Source organism: Rhodococcus sp. 1168, assembly GCF_002091955.1.
Lineage (GTDB): Bacteria > Actinomycetota > Actinomycetes > Mycobacteriales > Mycobacteriaceae > Rhodococcoides.
Window position 1 is genome coordinate 168,383 of the sequence record NZ_MKKY01000091.1, and the last position, 18,633, is coordinate 187,015.

An 18,633-nucleotide genomic window follows, 5' to 3' on the forward strand; every position below is an offset into this window, starting at 1 on the left:
CTGCGAGGATGTCTCGGGTCCGCCGGGGGCGCGGTCGTCGACACCGATATCCAAAACCCCCGAATGTGCGGAAGAGGCTGACGAGTCAGGTTACCGGCGAGTGCACCCGGACCCGAATCGGGAGTTGGTCCGATCCGTCGATCGCGGCCACAGAGCAGAAGGTAATCATGTCAGTCGGCCTGCAGAACCAGTTTGCGCCCGGGGTCGGCCGACAGTGGCACGCTGTCACGCTGAAGCATCCAGCTAGCGATGTTGTGAAAAAGCGGCGCGGCAGACTGACCACCGGATCCATCGGCGCTCCGGGACGGAGCGTCGAGCATGATTCCGATCACGTACCGCGGATCGTCTGCGGGCGCGATCCCCGCGAACGTGATCCAGTAGTTCGAGTTCGAGTAACACTTGCACTCCGGATCGACCTGCTGCGCCGTGCCGGTCTTTCCGCTGATCTGGTAGCCAGGCACACCGGCGGCGACCCCGGTTCCCCGTTGGTTACCGGTGTCGTCCTGTGTGACGGAGCGGAACATGTCACGGACGATCGACGCCGTCTGCGGACTGACGACGTACACGCCCTCCGGCTGCTCGGTTTCGGTCGTATCGCCGCTCGGACCCGTCGTCGAACGAATGATTCTCGGTGGGATCCGCACCCCGTCATTGGCGATGGCCTGATACATGGCCGTCATCTGGAGCAGTGTCATCGACAAACCCTGGCCGATAGGAAGGTTGGCAAATGTGCCGCCCGACCATTGGTCGCGGCTCGGGACGCTGCCTGCACTTTCGTACGGCAGACCGACGTTGCTACGTTGCCCCAAGCCGAAGCGGGACAGCATGTCCGCGAATCGATCTTCGCCGACACGCTGCGCGAGAATCAAAGTCCCGACATTGGAAGACTTCCCGAACACGCCTGTCGTCGTGTACGGAGCTACACCGTGCTCCCACGCATCCTTGACCGAGACGCCGGACATGAAGATGTTTCCAGGTACCTGCAGAACCTCGTCCGGGGTTGTCAGACCATATTCGATCGCAGCTGCCGCAGTGATGATCTTGTTCACCGAACCGGGCTCGAAGGGGGTCGTGACCGGGAGGTTGCCCATCTGCTTGTTCTTGTCGTTGTTGCCGACCCCGATACCCGGGTTGAAAGTGTTGTCGTTCGACATGGCGAGAACCTCACCGGTGCGCACATCCTGCACAAAAGCGGAAGCATCCTTCGCACCGGACAGATCCTTCGCCAACTGCACCTGTTGCTGCACGTAGTACTGAAGATCGGCGTCGATCGTCAATTCGACGCTCGAGCCGTTGACGGCGGGTTGCTTGTCACGCCAGCTACCCGGAATGACCGCGCCGTCGGATCCGCGGTCGTACGTCTGAGATCCGTCGGTTCCTGCGAGAGTGGAATCGAGCGAATCTTCCAGGCCCAGCAGACCGTGTCCGTCGTAACCCGTTGCACCCACCATGTTCGCGGCGAGCGATCCACCCGGGTATTCGCGGATGTCCTGTCTTTCCAGTCCTACTTCTTCGAATTCCTTGCTGATCTTGGTTGCGACCGTCGAATCGACTCCACGAACGAGGTAGGTGAATTCGTCGTTGCTCTTCAGCTTTGCGAGGAGGTCCTTCTCGCTCGCAATGTCACCGAGTTCCTCGTGTAGTCCGGCAGCGATGGCCTTCAAACGATCGTCGGTTTCGGGCTTGGTCGGATCCTTGGCTCGCGCCTCGTCCAATTCCTTCCGAACACGAACCGGCTGGAACGTCAGCGCTTTGGCCTCCATCGTGAACGCGATCGGCTTGCCGTTGCGATCGGTGATCGCGCCTCGGGTCGCAGGATCGACCAGCGTCGTCGTCCGTTGCGATGCCGCTTCTGCCGACAACCGACTCCCATCGACCCCCATGATCCACAAGAGCTGCAGCGCAACGAGTGCGAGCACACCGAACATCAGAACTCGACCGAACCCGCTCCGAAAACCGAATGACGACGCGTCGAACCGTCCTCGACGAGGGTTTCGAGGCCGTAGAGACGATCCTGATGATCGAGTCGCGGGCCTCCTGGCGCCGTCTCGTGCGCCGACCCCCGGTGCTCGACGTGTCGACCGTGGACGTCCAGCTGTTCCGGTGGTCGGCCGTGTCACTGCCGGCTACCCGACGCGCTATCCGGCGACGGACTTTCCGACTGGGTACTCATGGGAACCAATTGTTCACCGACAGACCCGGCTCGAGCGTCAATGGAGGTGTTCGGCGTGGCGGGTGTCGGACGTGTGGGAGAAGAAGCCGAACGCGGAGTGAGTGTTGGTGGTGACTGTGTAGGCGAAACACTCTGCGAATCCGGTGGATCCAAGGGCGCTACCGGCTCGCCTTCCGCTGGAGCCGGCGTCCCGATCACCTGCACGGAACCATCGGGCGCAACGACGAGACGTGCAACATTCCCCGCGGGCACCATCCCCATCTCAGCGGCACGCCTCGCGAGTTCTGGTGCCGAGTCTGCCAGTTCGACGTCGCGTTGAAGCGAGGCACGTTCCTGAACGAGACCCTCGTTGTACGCCTTGGCGTCGGACAGGTCATAGGAATCCCCTGCCGAGCGAGTCGTCAGAAGCAGCGTCAGACCGAGCCCGAGGGACAACAGTCCGATGATCAGAGCGACGAACGGAATGCGGGCCGTCATCGACGCCCCGGACAGAGAGGAGCGAGCAGCGCCGTGACTGGTAGTCGCTGCGTCCCCGGCGTGTACCGTGGCTCGCTGCTGACGACGCTCGTAGGCGCGCAGTGCAGCACCGGAGCGTGCAGCACCAGTCTCCGCCGAGGTCCCTCGTGTTCGACGCGCACGCCGAGTTACTGCCGAACCCGCGGTGATTGTCATGCCGCTCTCCTTGCGATGCGCTCGGCTGCACGTAGGCGCACAGGCGCCGAACGCGGGTTGTCTTCGATTTCTTGATCCGAGGCGCGTTCGGCTCCTCGGGTAAGCAGGGCGAACTCAGGACCCATCCCGGGGAGCTCCACCGGAAGGCCCTCCGGGCTGCGAGATTTGACCCGAGGAGCGAGCTCCTTCTTGACTACTCGATCCTCGAGCGACTGATAGGACATGAAAACCACCCGTCCGCCGATCGAGAGTGCATCCAGACCGGCAGGCACTGCCTTTTCCAGCGAATCGAGCTCACCGTTCACCTCGATGCGCAGAGCTTGAAAGGTGCGCTTGGCCGGATGCCCGCCCGTGCGGCGCGTCGCTGCCGGAATCGACTCGTACAGAAGTTCCACCAGGGCACCGCTCGTGGTGAAGGGCGTGATCGCTCGACGACGAAGGATCGCCGATGCGATACGACCCGCGAACCGCTCTTCGCCATAGGTGCTGAGCACCCGCGCGATGTCGCCATGACTGTAGGTATTGAGGATGTCCGCGGCGGTAATCCCCACCGTCGAGTCCATCCGCATGTCCAGAGGCGCGTCTATCGAGTAGGCGAACCCACGGTCGGCCTCGTCCAACTGCATCGACGAAACACCTAGGTCGAACAAAATCGCATGGACCGACTCGTACTCGGGCAGACCTGCCTCTTCGAGCGCCGCTCCGATTCCGTCGTACGTCGTATGTACGAACGTTGTCCTGTCGGAGAATTCGGATAGGCGCCGACTCGCGAGATCGAGAGCAGCCGGATCTCGGTCGAGACCGATCAGACGAACACCGGGATAGGTGCGCAGAAAGTGTTCGGAGTGGCCACCGAGCCCGAGGGTGGCGTCGATCATGACGCTGCCTTCTCCACCGGGGCCTACTGCAGTCAGTGCTGGACCCAGCAGTTCGTCGGCTCGGCCCAACCGAACCGGAATATGCTTGGCGCGAGGGTTATTCGATGCATTGGAGCCCTGCGACGGTCCTACGGTATTTCCAGGGCCGTCAGGAGGGTTGTCCGGTTCAGGCGGCTGAGACTCGCCTTCCACCATGATTCCTCCCGGTCTTGCTTAACGCACCTTGTGCTTTGCGAGCGGATCGAAGAGATGAACTGTGTCGAATGCTTCGAGGTCCCTGTCCGATAGGGATCCTGGCGTTGGGGAAGAACGTCAGGATCCTGATCTGTGAAACCTGGCGTCGGGGAAGAACGTCAGGGTTCTGATCGGGCAGAGGCCTCGCGGCACTCGGCGGTTATTCGGAGGGCTACATAACCCCTCCGAGGGATTCGTCGAAGGCATCGGAGAAGCTCTGCTCGCTTTCCGCCGAGTAACGAGTCCAGGAATCTTTGTTCCAGATCTCGATGAACTCGATGGAACCGTTGACGACGACTTCGCGCCCGAGATTTGCGTAGCGCCGATGGTCGGCGCTGATCATGATCCGCCCCTGCCCGTCGAGCTGTTGCTCGTCGGTGCCGGCACCCAACTGCCTGATATACGCACGTGCAACGGGATTCGACCGCGAGGCTTCGGTGAGCTTGCGAACCCGCTCGGCAAACTCTTCCGGGGTGTATACAGCGAGGCTGTGATCCTGCCCTTTGCTCACCATCACACCTCCAGAAAGCGCTTCGCGGAACTTCGCAGGCAACGTCAATCGACCCTTGTCGTCGAGCTTTGGCGTGTAGGTACCGAGGAACATTCGACACCTCCTACCTGAACCCTTCGCTCTCCACCACTTTACCCCACTTCCCCCCACTATCAATCCCTGACAAGGATTCATTTGTAAAACTCCGCACGAAAGTGCAGCTCAAAGCGGCGGAAGGCAGTGGAGAGGATTTGAGCCACCGGCGCGCCTGGCGCGGATCTGGAATTCCTCTACGTGAGCTCAAACAACGAAACTGCAGTTCAGATCCGCGACCCGAGCACTACAGATCCGCGAACGAGCGGCGGTGGGTGCAAGTGGGGTTTCACCGGTTCGACTCGCCCGCGAGTCGAAAGCGACGTGGACAGCAAAAAAGCGGCGCCCCACCTTTCGGTGGAACACCGCTTCCGCGTTCTTCAGCATCGCGCGCTCGACTGCCGCGCGTTCTGTGTCGTCAACCGCTGCGGGCGACGATCGCGTCCATCAGACCGCAATCGCGCGCACAGTTTTTACTCCTGCTCGAACCGCCGACGGAACCGATCTTCCATGCGCGACGCGAAACCTCCGCCTTTACGGGCAGGCTTGGACTTCTGCCCCGAGCTTCTCGGGCCGGATACGGAATTGGATCCGCTCACGCTCGATGCGTCACCGTCGGACGGCGCTGCACCTTTGCGTGATCCGCCGCGAAGAAACAACACGCCTGCCCCGAACATCAGAACGAAGCCGACGAGGCTTATAACAGGAAAACCGCCGGGCTGGAATGGCAGAAGCAACCCGGCGACCAGAAGAACAAGCCCCAACGCGAACAATGCGGCCGCCTGAAAACGGCGTTTGCTCGATGCCGTACGCATGCGTCCGCTTCGTACGTGCGAGGCGAATTTGGGATCCTCGGCGTAGAGAGCGCTCTCGATTTGATCGAGCATGCGCTGCTCGTGCTCGGAGAGTGGCACGGTACCTCCCCCTGAACAGAAATTGAAAGTCATTTCGGGTGCGAAACGACGGGAAGCTGACCTTGGCGGCTACCTACTGTCGATAATACGAGCAGAATCGCCTGCTTACCACCTACTCGCGATATGCATTCCTGAGAATGTCCGAAGTTCCCCTGCACAACGCCACAATCGGCAGTCGGAAGTCGCTGATCTGCAGTAGCCGACGCGGGCGCCCGGACGCCGACCGGCGACCGAACGCGACGCTCAAGCAGACATCGAGTGCGGACGGACCCCAGGCCTGTCGAGTCGTGAATCGGCTCCGATGTACTCCTCCACCACGTGTAGGAATCGACCTACTTCGCGGTAGAACTCGTCGGTGTCGCGCTCGTCGATCGATCGGGACAAGCCTGCCTGGACGGCCGCCCTGGTCGCTGAAAAGCCGGAAAAGTACTCGGCCCAGGAATCGAGGGAGGGCGCCGCCTTTGCCATCAGCACCCAGGCGCTTCGCGAGCGCGCTCGCGAAGCGGCGATCGGGGTCGCTTCCAGAACCGATGCCGCACCGCGCAGAGCCGCCATATAGCAGTCGAGGAACATCTCGGTGGCATCCGCGGCGCCCACCGACCCGGACAGCAGTGCATCCGCTCGACCGAGCAACGCTCTGGCGCGAGGCGATACCGGCGGACGTGCGTCAGCACGAAGAACTTTGGTAGCCATTTCTCGAACACCTCCCGTTCGATTCGCCTCACGTTGTCGTCCGATCGGATATTTCGGCTTCGGTGGCACGGATTAGGTACTACCGACACGCCCGGACAACGATGAAGCTCTAAGGCCGGAACCCGGCGCGTCTCGCTTCCCTCGAGCTCCTCGCCGGATCGCCGACATCGAACATTCGTTCGACATATTCAATATAACTGCGCCCACCGACAAGTAGTCAAGGAAAGGTTGAGAACAGTCGCTACCGATGCGGAAACGACCCCCTATCTCGTCGACCTTTCCCCTCAGGAAATTCGTCGCCGCCTCCCCGAAGCTCTGGCCATCTACGTCGAGGCCATGGGCTACCCCCGGGGCACCGAGTACCACCGCGCACCCATGTGGATCGAGCATGTGTCGCGGCCAGGCTGGCGGGGCGTCGGAGCCGTGCTCTCCACCCCCGATGCACCCTTGGTCGCCGTGGCGTACGGCTATCACGGTGCCCGAAATCAATGGTGGCATCAGCAGGTGCGCGACGGGCTGCGCAAATCCGGGTACACCGACGAGCACATCGACGGAATACTCGACGACTACTTCGAGTTGACCGAACTGCACGTCACACCGAGTGCCCAGGGTCATGGTCTCGGTCGCGCACTCACTCGCAGACTTCTACAGGATCGACCCGAAAAGAGCGTGCTTCTGTCCACCCCCGAGGTCGTGCAAGAGGAAAACCGCGCCTGGCGGTTGTACCGCCGGCTCGGATTCGAGGACGTGCTGCGCAACTTCACGTTTTCTGGCGATCGACGGCCGTTCGCCGTGCTGGGTCACGCACTGCCGTTCGAATGAAGGGCGACCTATAGCCTGGACCGGTGATCGACGCTGTGGTAGTAGGCTCCGGCCATAATGCTCTGACCTCGGCTTGCTATCTCGCTGCAGCTGGGCTGTCCGTCGAGGTGCTCGAACGAGACACGATTGCCGGCGGCGCGGTGTCGTCGGTGGATAGATTCCCCGGACACCGCGTCGACCGAGGGTCGTCTGCGCACATCATGGTGCGTCACACCGGAGTGATCGAAGAACTCGAGCTCGCCGGTTACGGCCTGAGCTATGCGGAGTGTGATCCCTGGGCTTTTGCGCCCGGCGCTCCGAACTCCTCCGAAGAAGCATTGGTTTTTCATCGCGACCTCGATCGAACATGCGAGTCGATCGCGCGGTCCTGCGGGAGCGCCGATGCCCTCGCCTATCGGCAGTTCGTTGCGGTATGGGGACCACGAAGCGCGAGGACTATGCGGGCGTTCTCCTCCCCACCCACCGGCCCGGGCCTGCTTCGCTCCTTCTGGGGTCTCGACGCCCCCGACGGCGGAAGCGCACTGTCTCGTGAATTCCTCACTACCGGCGACGCGCTGCTCGATGCGTTGTTCACGAGTGAGCGCCTGAAAGCTGCACTGGCGTGGTTCGGCGCGCAATCCGGACCACCCATGTCCGAGCCCGGCACTGCCCCCATGGTCGGCTTTGCCGCGTTGATGCACACACTTCCGCCCGGGCGTGCAATCGGCGGAAGTGGCGCACTCACCGAGGCCCTCATTGCTCGGCTGGCGGCGACGGGCGGGTCGGTTTCTCTCGGCGATGCGGTCGAGGCAGTTTCGCCGAGAGATGGACAGTGGACGACCACAACATCTTCGGGACGATCGGTCCGTAGCCGAATGGTCATTGCCGGCTGTCACATTCTGACCACTCTCGACCTTCTCGCGGCAGGCGGCCACGATCCTCGGGCGATCGAAGCCTGGCGCCGACACATTCGGGTCGGCCCCGGTATCGGCATGGCAGTCCGCCTGGCCACCGACTCACTGCCGCAGTATTCGAGCGCAGCGGCCGATTCCGACGCGACATCGGGTCTCCAGATGTTGGTTCGCGACCGCGCACATCTGCGTCTGGCCCACGGGTCCGCGTCTGCCGGTGAACTCCCACCGAGGCCTGCAGTACTCGGCATGTCGTTCACCGCAATCGATCCAACCGTCGCACCCGCAGGTCAGCATCAGATTTCTTTGTGGTCTCAGTGGCAGCCCCACACCTTGTCCGGAGGACGGCAGTGGCGTGAGTCGGACCAGGTCCGTGCCGACGATCTCGCCGAGCTCGAGGCGGACCGAATCGTCGCTGAGCTCGAGGCATATGCACCCGGCTTCGGTGCGTCCGTTCTCGACCGACATGTCCAGTCGCCCGTCGATATCGAACGCGAGCTCGGTTTGATCGGGGGAAACATCATGCACGTCGAGATGTCGCTCGATCAGATGATGATGTGGCGACCGGTCCCCCAGCTCGCCGGATACCGCGTGCCTGGAGCTCCGGGAATGTATTTGACGGGTGCCTCGACCCACCCGGGTGGCGGAGTGTCCGCGGCGAGCGGGCGTAGTGCGGCTCGAATCGCCCTGGCCGACGCGCGAGCCGGCAGACTCCGCCGCTGGATCGGAAACCGAAGACGATGAACAGGTTCGTCATGGCACTCGCGGGTGCCGCAATACTGGCCCAGATTTCGTACCCCCTCACCACCGGGTCGCAACGCGATGTCGTCACCGTCGCCGTCGTCGTCCTCCTCGCGTCGTCCGCGCTCGTACACGCCGCCTTGTCCCGCGGTGTCGGTTGGGCTCTGATGCTGTTCGCGACTACTGCCGGACTCGGCCTGATCGCCGAAATAGTCGGAACCGCAACGGGGTTTCCTTTTGGAAGCTACGGATACGCAGCCGATCGACTCGGCCCCGACATCGTGGGCGTGCCCGCGGTGGTCCCACTGGCGTGGACGGCAGGGTTCTATCCGATCTGGTGCGCGGTGTCCTATGTGTTGCAACGATCCTCGACCTCCCCGAAGCGTCGACGAATCCACCGCGTCGTGATCACCGCGGTCGGGATGGTCGGATGGGATCTCTACCTCGACACGCAGATGGTCACCGAAGGGCAGTGGACCTGGACGTCTCCAATCGCCGGACTACCCGGAATCCCCTCGATTCCGGTGAGCAACTATCTGGGGTGGTTTGTCACCGCAGCCATCATGGCGCTGATCGTCGATACTCTGGGGCGCAGGTTTCGAGCTGACCGCGCGACGCTGTCGCCGATTTCCGACACCGCTCCTCTGGTGCTCTTCACCTGGACGTGGCTGGGCTCGGCGCTCGCTCACGCCGCGCTTCTGACCGGACCCGAACTCCGATACTCGGCCGTCTACGGATTTTTCGCGATGGGGGTAGTCGGCGTTCCGCTCTTGTGGACTTGGGCGGCGCCAAGATGGGCAACTTCGAGAAAATCGACCACTGAACCTCGAGGACGCACGCGGACTCGGTGACGTTCTTTCGGCTCCCTGGCGCAGACCGCGTCGTACGTCTGGCACGATGTCGAACGTGCAGTCGACATTCCGTGCAGGTACCCGTAACCGTCGAATTATGTCCGCCCTCGCATTAGCGCTGTTCGTAGCGCCGATGTTGGCCGGTTGCCTTCGGGTGCAGGTGTCGATGGGTGTCTCTGCAGACGACCGCGTGTCGGGACAGATCGTGGCCGCGACGATACCGACATCCGATACCGACACCGGCCCGGTGCTCACGCCTCCGTCTTCGCTCGCGAGCAAGATCCGCGTAGCGGAATACAAGCAGGACGGATATGTCGGCAGCCAAGCACGTTTCAGCGATCTCTCCTTCGGCGACCTTCAAACCCTCGGTTCCATGTCCGATCAAGCAACGGGGAGCTACCAGCTCGTGATGCAGCGAGCGGGCGACACCGTAACGCTCGAAGGTAAGGCCGATTTGCAGACGGTCCCCAAGCAGGGCACCGATGTTCAGTTCACCATCGCGTTCCCCGCTCGAATCGGGACGACCAACGGCACTCGTGAAGGGGACAACATCATCACCTGGAAGTTGCCCGCGGGCGAGGTGACGAGCATGCGAGCCGAGGTCAACTATCCCGATCCCAACACCCGCAGTTTCGCGGGATGGGCCGGCATCGTCGGTGGCGTCACTGTAGGTATCGCGGCGATCGTCGGAGCCATGGCCTGGGTGACCAGGAACCCTCCGGTGCGCCTCGTCGAGTCGAAGAAGTAGCGAATCGCTCATGACTACCGCCGGCCGAGTGATCGCCGGCATGACCGCTGCCGGCGCGGTGCTATCGGTATCGACGGCGGCCATCTCGATCTTCAACGCCTTCACAGTGCCTCGCCTGTCCCGCGCAACCGATTCCGACGTCCACGACTCGATCGTGGTCTGCGTTCCCGCCCGCAACGAACAAGAACAACTTCCCTTGCTCATTGCGGACCTCCGGGCTCAGCGTCGGTGCCGTGATCTTCGGATTCTGATACTCGACGACGGTTCGTCGGATGACACCCTCGCGGCGGCCCGAGCAGCTGCCGGCGACGACGCCCGAGTCAGCGTCGTCGAATCGTGTGCCGAGCCACCTCCTGGGTGGACGGGCAAGGCGGCCGCGTGCCGCACCCTTGCCGGTCTCGCGTTCGAGATGAACGAAGATTTCGACGCAATCGTGTTCGTCGACGCCGACGTTCGTCTCGCGGCGGATGCAATTGCAGCAGCAGCGTCGACACTGCGCCGCCACGACGCTGCACTGGTATGTCCATGGCCGAAGCAGATCAGCGGAAGCGTCGTCGAACATCTGGTACAACCGCTACTGGGATTCTCGTGGATGTCGACGCTGCCGATTCGGCTCGCCAACCGTTCACTACGTCCGTCGACAACCGTCTCGTGCGGTCAATTCATGATGTTCGACGTGGCTGCGTACCGCGACATCGCCGGGCACGCTGCCGTGGCAGCAAGTGTCACCGAGGATCTCGATATTGCTCGCACATTGCGTCGCAGCGGAAGACACACGATTCTCGTCTCGGGCGCCGGTCTGGTCGAATGCCGTATGTACGACGGCGGGAACGATCTACGAGCCGGATATTCCCGGTGGTTGTGGAACGCATTCGGCGGCGCCGGGGGTTCGATCGCAGTGTTGTCCGCGGTCTCGGTGATGTACTTGATTCCGCCCGTCGCCGCTCTCGCGGGATCGGGTGCGGTTCGACGGTGGGGCCGGATCGGCTACGGCGCAGCAGCGGTGTCGAGATTCGCTGCTGCGCAAGCCGAATCTGCAGACATGCCCGGCCGATCGATTACCACTTTTCGCTGTGCTGTCGAGTCGAGCGCCCATCCGCTGTCAGTGGCGATCTATCTCTGGCTCACGATCGATTCGCACCGGTCGCACGCACGCGGAAACCTGGAGTGGAAGCAGCGACCACTGATCGCCGAGGAAGAATCCCCGGCGATCGAAAGACGTTCCTGAAAGCTGACCGATTGCAGGTCGAGATCACACGCGCGCTGCGCACAGTCCCAGATTGGTCAGCACTTCCCGCGTCGCACGCGCGAAGTTCAGAGTGATGAAGTGCAATGCCGGCGCGCCCTCGGCGATGAGACGCTCGCACATCGACGTCGCCAATTCGATTCCGACTTCGCGAACCGCAGCTCGGTCTTCTTCGGCACCGGTCCCGGCCGCTCTGGTGAATCGATCATCGATCTCGCTGGGAAGCGCCGAACCCGACAGTGACAGAGCACGACGGACCGTACGGAGCGAGGTGATCGGCATGATCTCGGGAATGATGGGCTTGCACGCTTGCTCGGGGTCGAACGCCGCAACGCGATCGCGCAACCGCAGATAATCTTCGACGTCGAAGAACATCTGCGTAATCGAGTATTCGGCACCGGCACGAAGTTTGTTCACCAGAACACGGGTGTCCTGTTCGAGATCGACTGCCCGGTAGTGCCCCTCGGGGAACGACGCGACCCCGACGTGGAAATCTCCGAGCTCTCTAACAAGGCTGACGAGCTCCTCGGCATATTCGACGCCCTGGGGGTGCTTGGTCCAATCGCCGAGCGGATCCCCCGGGGGATCGCCGCGCAGCACCAGAATGTTGGAGATCCCACGATCTGCGTATGCGCCGACCATCGAGCGAAGTTCGTCGATGCTGTGGGACACCGCGGTCAGGTGCGCCACCGGCAGCAACGTCGTGTTTTCGGAGATCTCTCCGGTTACTCGGACTGTCCGATCTCGGGTCGAACCGCCTGCGCCGTACGTCATGGACACGAATGCCGGCTGCATCTGCTCGAACTCGCGGACAGCACGCCATAGTCTCGCCTCTGCGGCCTCGTCCCGCGGTGGAGAAAACTCGACCGAAAATGGAATCTTCGACTCCGTCGATGTCCGTAGACGATCGACTATCGAAGGGGTTCGGGTGACCCACCCCTCACTCGACCGCCCCCTGACGGCATCTGATGTCACGGGGACATCATAGTTTCGTCGATAACTGCGGCGACAGGAGGCTCACGATAGAGGGATCGATCAGCGGTGGCGGCTAGTGTGAAAGTGACACACCCCCACCCCGCACTCGACTGGAGGATCCCCTGTCCAGAGACTCGACTCTTCCCGCGCCCCGTCGAACGAGTGACCCCGACCCAGTCTTACGAGAAGCTGGTACTGCGCCAATTGCACTCGTCGAGTCCGCGTTGGCCGAATTCTTCCATTCGCGACGCGAACAGGTGGCCCGGGTAGGCGGCGGATACGTCTCGGCCGTCGCAGACCTCGAAGCCTTCGTGTTGCGTGGTGGAAAGCGAATCCGGCCCTCGTTCGGCTGGATGGCCTGGCTCGGAGCAGGTGGCGATCACCGCAGCCCGCAGGCCGCGTCTGTGCTCCGCGCCTGCGCATCTCTGGAACTGATCCAAGCGTGCGCGCTCATCCACGACGACATCATCGACGCTTCACTCACGCGCCGGGGCTTTCCCACCGTGCATGTCGGTTTCACCGCAAGGCATCGTGCGGCGCGCTGGTCCGGCTCCCCCGAGCGCTTCGGTGAATCTGCCGCGATCCTGCTGGGCGATCTGGCATTGTGTTGGGCCGACGACATGCTTCGCGAATCCGGAATCGGACACGACGCAATGGGACGAGTCTCTCCGGTGTGGTCGGCTATGCGCACCGAGGTACTCGGCGGCCAGTTGCTCGACATCGAAGCCGAAGCAGGTCTCGACGAATCCGTAGAGGCAGCCATGCGAGTCAATCGCTACAAGACCGCGGCGTACACCGTCGAACGGCCGCTGCAGCTGGGTGCCGTATTGGCCGGTGCATCCGAGAGCCTCGTCGACGCATATCGGTCCTTCGGCACCGACATCGGCCTCGCCTTCCAGCTCCGAGACGACCTGCTCGGTGTCTTCGGTGATCCCGCGGTGACCGGCAAGCCATCCGGAGACGACATCCGAGAAGGTAAAAGAACGGTTCTGATGGCTGTGGGCTTACAGCTCGCCGATCGAGACAGGCCGGAGGCGGGATCGCTGCTCCGGTCGAGCCTCGGCGTCGTCGATCTGACCGAGGACACTATCGAGAGCATCCGTACGGTGCTGATCGAACTGGGAGCAGTCGCGGACGTCGAACGCCGAATATCCGAACTCACCGACCGCGCACTCGACACGCTGAAGGCGAGTGCTGTCGAACCGCACGCCGCCGCACAATTACGCGCAATGTCCATAGCCGCCACGCAGCGCACCTATTAGATCGGTAGAGAACATTGTCTCAGCAGCCACGCGTCCGCAATCGCCTCCGGACCGTACCGGGTCCAGTCGAGACCGTCGTGGTGGTCGGCGCAGGACTTGCGGGGTTGTCTGCTGCTCTGCATCTCGCCGGCGCAGGCAAAAAGGTGATCGTATTGGAACGCGAAGATTCGGTCGGAGGCCGAGTGGGGACCTATACGGTCCGCGACACCGATGGGAGTCGTCTCTACGACATCGACAATGGTGCGAGTGTCCTGACGATGCCCGACCTCATCGAAAACGCGTTGGCGGCAGTCGGTGAGTCCTTCGAATCGACAACGCCGGCGATACAGCTGAGCGCGCTGTCCCCGAGCTACCACTCCCGCTACGCCGATGGCACCGCTATCGACGTGTTTGCCGATCCGAGCGCGATGGCAGCAGAGGTCGAGCGCACGTGCGGATCGACGGAAGCCGCGGGCTACCTCCGACTCCGGCAGTGGCTCGCCTCCATCTTCGAGGCCGAGTTCGACCGGTTCATCGACTCCAACTTCGATTCGCCGCTCGATCTGGTGTCCTCGCGAGCGGCACTACGTGACACGGCCACCCTCACCAAGCTCGGTGGCTTCGGTCGACTCGGACCCCGCGTCGAATCGTTCCTGAAAGATGAGCGCCTTCGACGGGTGTTCACTTTCCAGGCACTCTATGCAGGCATGGCGCCGGCGAAGGCTCTCGCCGTCTACGGCGCAATCGCACATATGGATACCTCGCTCGGCGTCTACTTCCCGGTCGGTGGGATGTCCACGATTGCTGCGTCGATGGCCGATGCACTTTGCCGGAACGGCGGTTCGGTTCGCACCGGCGTGGAGGTATCGACTCTGATCGTCGCCGGCGATCGAGTCACCGGCGTCGAGACTGTGCACGGCGAAATATACGAGTGCGACGCCGTGGTTCTCACACCGGATCTACCCGTGGTGGACGCGCTGCTGGATCGAGCGGGTGTTACGTCCAAGGGCAGATCGCGCGGCTACGGCGTTGTGTCGCCCTCTGCGGTCGTCTTCCATGGCACCGTCCCGGTCTCGTCCACCGCGTCGTGGCCGAGTAGGTCACATCACACGATCGATTTCGGTGCCCAGTGGGCGAGCACGTTCCAACGAATCACCGCGCGCGGTGGACGCGGAAAGCTGATGGAGGATCCGTCACTGCTCATCACCCGTCCAGGGGTCAGCGACCCATCACTACAGCTGGTCCGTGACGGTGTGCAGTGCGAGCCGGTGTCGATACTGGCACCGTGCCCGAACCTCGACGGCGCGCCGTTGGACTGGGCCGCGTTGGCGATGCCGTATGTGCGCGAGTTGCAGGGCGAATTGGAACGACGTGGCTACCAGGGTCTCACCGCCGATATGACGATCGACCATGTCGACACTCCGCAGACGTGGGCCGATAAAGGAATGCTGCACGGCAGTCCGTTCTCCTCGGCACACGTGTTCAGGCAGACGGGACCGTTCCGACGGAAAAATCTCGTGGCAGGGCTCGACAACGTGGTGCTGGCCGGGTCGGGAACCACCCCGGGTGTCGGAGTGCCCACGGTTCTCGTTTCAGGCAAACTTGCGGCCGAACGCATCCTGGGAACCCCCGCCGACGCGTCGACTCGATCGGCCGTAGTTCGGAGCACAGCCGCCGACGCTCTAAACTGACTCCGGTCCAGCGCGGATTCCGCGTTCGCACCCGCCAAACCACCAGTTTCGTCCCCGAGAGGAGAGTGACCCGACTTATGTCCTCGGTCTCGTCGAGTTCCACCGCCTCGGGTACCGCGGGAGAAGATCCCGCAGCTACTGAGCAATTGTCAGCCGAGACGGGCCGTGTCGGCACTGGACCGCATGCCTCTCGACTTCGCACGGTGATGCTGTTCCTGCGGAGTCCGGAAGGACACTCGGCACTTCTCGGGTTGGTCGGTTCCGTGCTCATCACCTTCGGTGGATTCGGGGCAGGCAGCGTACGAAGACGCGATCCTCTACTCGAGTCGATGCATTTGTCCTGGCTTCGATTCGGCCACGGTCTCGTCCTGTCGAGCATCATCGTCTGGATCGGCGTCCTGCTGATGATCATCGCGTGGGTCCGTCTGGGACGTGCCACACTCGGCGGTCGCACCACTCTGAGCGAGCTCCGCTGGATCGTCCCTGCCTGGACGGCCCCTCTTCTGTTCGCTGTGCCCATGTTCAGCCGAGACGCATTCTCTTACCTCGCGCAGGGCGCATTGCTGCGTGACGGATTCGACCCCTATGCCGTTGGGCCCGTCGCCAACCCCGGCATTCTTCTCGACAACGTCAGCAATGTCTGGACCACGACAACCGCTCCCTATGGGCCACTGTTTCTCCTCCTCGGTCAGGCGATCACCAGCATCACCGGTGACAACGTCATTGCCGGCACGCTGCTGCTACGCATTACGATGCTCCCGGGTCTGGCTCTGATGGTGTGGGCTGTCCCCCGACTCGCCCGCCACCTCGGTGGCTCGGCACCGCTGGCTCTGTGGTTGGCGGTACTCAATCCGCTCGTTCTGGTCCACTTGATCGGCGGTGTCCACAACGAGCTTCTGATGGTCGGCTTGATGACTGCCGGCGTCGTGCTCGTTCTCGAGCGTCATCACGTCGGTGGTGTTGCACTTGTCGCCTTGGCCGTTGCGATCAAAGCCACCGCAGGTCTTGCGTTGCCGTTCATGGTGTGGATCTGGATGATCCACGAGCGCGAACGGGCCATTGCGGAGAATCGCACCCCGTTGTCGCCGATAGCTGCATTCGCGAAGACTGCAGGCATCGGCGCCGGCGTATTTGCAGCAGTCTTCGTCGTCACCTCCGCCATCGCTGGTGTCGGAATAGGCTGGCTCACAGCACTTTCCGGTTCCGCGAAGATCATCAACTGGCTGTCGCTTCCGACCATTCTGGCTCATCTCACCACGGTCAGCACGTCGTGGTTCCTCGATGTTCGCCTCGGACCGGTCCTTGAAGTGACTCGGCTACTGTGCGCCATCGCCCTTGCTGTCATCATCGTCGGGACCTGGTGGCTGTACCGCAAGACCGAGCGTGACGCCGTCAAGGGAATCGTCATCGCACTGGTGGCAATCGTCGTGCTTTCCCCTGCGGCACTGCCCTGGTATTACTCGTGGCCGCTAGCGCTTGCAGCGGGTTTTGCATTGTCGACACGAACCCTGATGATCCTTGTCGGTCTATCGACGTGGCTGATGCTCGTATTCAGGCCCGACGGGTCGATCGGCCTCTACACTTTCGCTCACGTCGTGCTTGCAACGTTCGCCGCCGTCGTGGCAGGGCTCTCGCTCACTCGAGTCGACCCACTGCGACTACGTGCCGGACACACCGTCCACCCATCCACGATCGAATCGGCCTCTCCAGCCGAGAACACCGAGGCGAGTAAAACGGACCATGGGTGAACTAGACGCTATCGACCCGGCACTGCACGACGCATATCGCCTGTGCCGTGACCTGAATGCAGAGCACGGGAAGACGTACTTCCTCGCCACGCGCCTGCTTCCCAGCAACAAGCGGGCAGGAGTGCACGCGCTGTACGGCTTTGCTCGAATGGTCGACGATATCGTCGATGTGGACGTGGACTCGGCCGACGTCGAGCTCGAGACGCCCGCCGCCGCCCCGATCGGAACCTCAGTGTCGCAATCCGATCGCGATGCCGCCGCCAAACTCGATGTCCTCGAGCAGCGGGTCCGCAATGCTCTCGGCGGCGGTGTTTTGGGATCGAGCCGATCGGACAGAGTTCTACAAGCGTTGGCGGACACCACAGCTCGATACTCCATCCCGCACGAGTACTACTTTGCTTTTCTGCATTCCATGCGCATGGACATCCCAGGTACACCGATGTTCAAGTCCCGCTATCGGACGATGGCCGAACTCGACGAGTACATGTACGGCTCCGCCGCAGTAATCGGTCTGGAGATGCTCCCGATCCTCGGCACCTCGACGAACATCGCCGACGCAGCACGCCCCGCTGCAGCGCTCGGTGAAGCTTTCCAGTTGACGAACTTCATTCGAGACATGGGCGAGGACCTCGACCGTGACCGGATCTATCTTCCGACCGACGAACTGGAAGCGTTCGGTGTCGACGAGGAGCTACTGCGAGCGTGCCGGAGATCAGGTCGAACCGACGCCCGAATAGATCGGGCGTTGGCCCACCTCATTGCGCACACCCGGGCGGTCTATCGGGACGCCGAACCAGGAATCGACATGTTGGCACCCTCCGTCCAGCCGGGAATGCGTACAGCGTTGCTGCTGTACGGAGGGATCCTTCGTGAAGTCGAAGACGGCGGCTACCGAGTGCTCATCGAACGTGCCCGGGTTCCGCAATGGCGTCGAGTATCGGTTGCGGCGCCGAGATTGGCCGCTACCGGATGGACCATGGTCCGCGAAAGGGCACGGCTCAGAAGGCCATCGCTTGAGCGCGCCTGATGACCTCTCGCATCAAATCCCCGTGCAGGGCTTCGGCTGGAGTTCCGGGAAGACTCGGGTCCTCCTCGAACAGCCACTTCAAAATTTCCTCGTCCTGATACCCGCCATCGTGCAAGACCGCCAGGAGCCCCGGCAGACCTTTGACGATTTGACCGTTTCGGGCGTCGAGAAACACTTCGGGGACACCGGGAACCCTGTTCCGCTTGAGTGCGAGGAGCTGGCGGTCGCGGAGCATCTGCTCGACTCTGGCCTTGGGCACTTCGAGAACCTTGCTGACATCCGCCAGCTGCAGCAGGGAGACAGACGGGTCGAGGACATCGTCGGAATAAGGGATTGTGCTCACTCCGGTAACGTTAACGGGTTCGAGCTCGTATACGAAAAGCACTGCTGCAGGACAGGCGCCCGCAGAGAACCCAGCTAGGCAACGCGTCGTACGGCGAGACAGCGCCGATATCTACGCTGTTTATCATCGATTCCGTCTCGAAGAAAAGTGAAATGAGGTGCTC

Annotated in this window: 17 protein-coding genes; 9 read left to right on the forward strand and 8 right to left on the reverse strand. The window is 62.4% G+C overall.

What is annotated here, in order from left to right; translation table 11 throughout:
- Positions 1 to 170 precede the first annotated feature (170 nt).
- From BJI47_RS21535 to BJI47_RS21560, 6 genes are all read right to left on the reverse strand, one after another.
- Positions 171 to 2,120, reverse strand: a complete 1,950-nt coding sequence (locus tag BJI47_RS21535) for a penicillin-binding protein 2 (RefSeq protein ID WP_254900735.1) — start codon at positions 2,118 to 2,120, stop codon at positions 171 to 173.
- Complete coding sequence (locus BJI47_RS21540) at positions 2,117 to 2,845, reverse strand: hypothetical protein (RefSeq protein WP_254900736.1); 729 nt, start codon at positions 2,843 to 2,845, stop codon at positions 2,117 to 2,119. The genes BJI47_RS21535 and BJI47_RS21540 overlap by 4 nt, the downstream gene beginning before the upstream one ends.
- Positions 2,842 to 3,918: a 16S rRNA (cytosine(1402)-N(4))-methyltransferase RsmH gene (gene rsmH / locus BJI47_RS21545; protein ID WP_088945622.1), complete on the reverse strand. Its 1,077-nt coding sequence runs from the start codon at positions 3,916 to 3,918 to the stop codon at positions 2,842 to 2,844. Before rsmH ends, BJI47_RS21540 begins: the two co-directional genes overlap by 4 nt.
- A 211-nt stretch (positions 3,919 to 4,129) precedes the next feature.
- Positions 4,130 to 4,561: a division/cell wall cluster transcriptional repressor MraZ gene (mraZ, locus tag BJI47_RS21550; RefSeq protein WP_088945623.1), complete on the reverse strand. Its 432-nt coding sequence runs from the start codon at positions 4,559 to 4,561 to the stop codon at positions 4,130 to 4,132.
- A gap of 452 nt (positions 4,562 to 5,013) precedes the next feature.
- Entirely contained in the window at positions 5,014 to 5,454 is a 441-nt protein-coding gene (locus tag BJI47_RS21555; protein WP_088945624.1) for a DUF3040 domain-containing protein, read from the reverse strand.
- Between the two features lie 243 nt (positions 5,455 to 5,697).
- Positions 5,698 to 6,147, reverse strand: coding sequence for an SAV_6107 family HEPN domain-containing protein (locus BJI47_RS21560; RefSeq protein WP_088945625.1), 450 nt, complete (start codon positions 6,145 to 6,147; stop codon positions 5,698 to 5,700).
- A 228-nt stretch (positions 6,148 to 6,375) separates the two neighbouring features.
- Here BJI47_RS21560 and BJI47_RS21565 point away from each other — a divergent pair, with 228 nt between their 5' ends.
- The 5 genes from BJI47_RS21565 to BJI47_RS21585 all read left to right on the forward strand — a co-directional run bounded on the left by BJI47_RS21565 (position 6,376) and on the right by BJI47_RS21585 (position 11,427).
- Positions 6,376 to 6,969 carry an N-acetyltransferase gene (locus tag BJI47_RS21565; RefSeq protein ID WP_088945626.1) on the forward strand — a complete coding sequence of 198 codons (594 nt, stop codon included), beginning with the start codon at positions 6,376 to 6,378 and terminating at the stop codon, positions 6,967 to 6,969.
- A 23-nt stretch (positions 6,970 to 6,992) separates the two neighbouring features.
- Positions 6,993 to 8,603: an NAD(P)/FAD-dependent oxidoreductase gene (locus tag BJI47_RS21570; protein ID WP_088945627.1), complete on the forward strand. Its 1,611-nt coding sequence runs from the start codon at positions 6,993 to 6,995 to the stop codon at positions 8,601 to 8,603.
- On the forward strand, positions 8,600 to 9,451 hold the full coding sequence (locus tag BJI47_RS21575) for a carotenoid biosynthesis protein (protein WP_088945628.1): 852 nt from the start codon (positions 8,600 to 8,602) through the stop codon (positions 9,449 to 9,451). Before BJI47_RS21570 ends, BJI47_RS21575 begins: the two co-directional genes overlap by 4 nt.
- 97 nt (positions 9,452 to 9,548) lie before the next feature.
- A complete protein-coding gene (locus tag BJI47_RS21580; RefSeq protein ID WP_176224994.1) occupies positions 9,549 to 10,199 on the forward strand; it encodes a DUF3153 domain-containing protein in 651 nt (216 codons plus the stop codon).
- 10 nt (positions 10,200 to 10,209) lie between these two features.
- The gene (locus tag BJI47_RS21585) at positions 10,210 to 11,427 is read left to right on the forward strand and encodes a glycosyltransferase family 2 protein (RefSeq protein WP_088945629.1); all 1,218 of its coding nucleotides are present in this window, start codon (positions 10,210 to 10,212) and stop codon (positions 11,425 to 11,427) included.
- A 24-nt stretch (positions 11,428 to 11,451) separates the two neighbouring features.
- On the opposite strand, the gene metF is transcribed toward BJI47_RS21585, so the two are convergent.
- Entirely contained in the window at positions 11,452 to 12,420 is a 969-nt protein-coding gene (metF, locus tag BJI47_RS21590) for a methylenetetrahydrofolate reductase [NAD(P)H] (RefSeq protein ID WP_088945630.1), read from the reverse strand.
- Between the two features lie 203 nt (positions 12,421 to 12,623).
- Here metF and BJI47_RS21595 point away from each other — a divergent pair, with 203 nt between their 5' ends.
- From BJI47_RS21595 to BJI47_RS21610, 4 genes are all read left to right on the forward strand, one after another.
- The gene (locus BJI47_RS21595; RefSeq protein ID WP_254900764.1) at positions 12,624 to 13,682 is read left to right on the forward strand and encodes a polyprenyl synthetase family protein; all 1,059 of its coding nucleotides are present in this window, start codon (positions 12,624 to 12,626) and stop codon (positions 13,680 to 13,682) included.
- 14 nt (positions 13,683 to 13,696) lie between these two features.
- Complete coding sequence (gene crtI, locus BJI47_RS21600) at positions 13,697 to 15,352, forward strand: phytoene desaturase family protein (protein WP_254900737.1); 1,656 nt, start codon at positions 13,697 to 13,699, stop codon at positions 15,350 to 15,352.
- A 206-nt stretch (positions 15,353 to 15,558) separates the two neighbouring features.
- Complete coding sequence (locus BJI47_RS21605) at positions 15,559 to 17,100, forward strand: alpha-(1->6)-mannopyranosyltransferase A (RefSeq protein ID WP_254900765.1); 1,542 nt, start codon at positions 15,559 to 15,561, stop codon at positions 17,098 to 17,100.
- A complete protein-coding gene (locus BJI47_RS21610) occupies positions 17,093 to 18,127 on the forward strand; it encodes a phytoene/squalene synthase family protein (protein WP_088945633.1) in 1,035 nt (344 codons plus the stop codon). Before BJI47_RS21605 ends, BJI47_RS21610 begins: the two co-directional genes overlap by 8 nt.
- Here the strand turns inward: BJI47_RS21610 and BJI47_RS21615 are convergent.
- Positions 18,099 to 18,470 carry an Rv2175c family DNA-binding protein gene (locus BJI47_RS21615; RefSeq protein ID WP_088945634.1) on the reverse strand — a complete coding sequence of 124 codons (372 nt, stop codon included), beginning with the start codon at positions 18,468 to 18,470 and terminating at the stop codon, positions 18,099 to 18,101. The two genes, BJI47_RS21610 and BJI47_RS21615, sit on opposite strands and share 29 nt — an antisense overlap.
- Positions 18,471 to 18,633 lie beyond the last annotated feature (163 nt).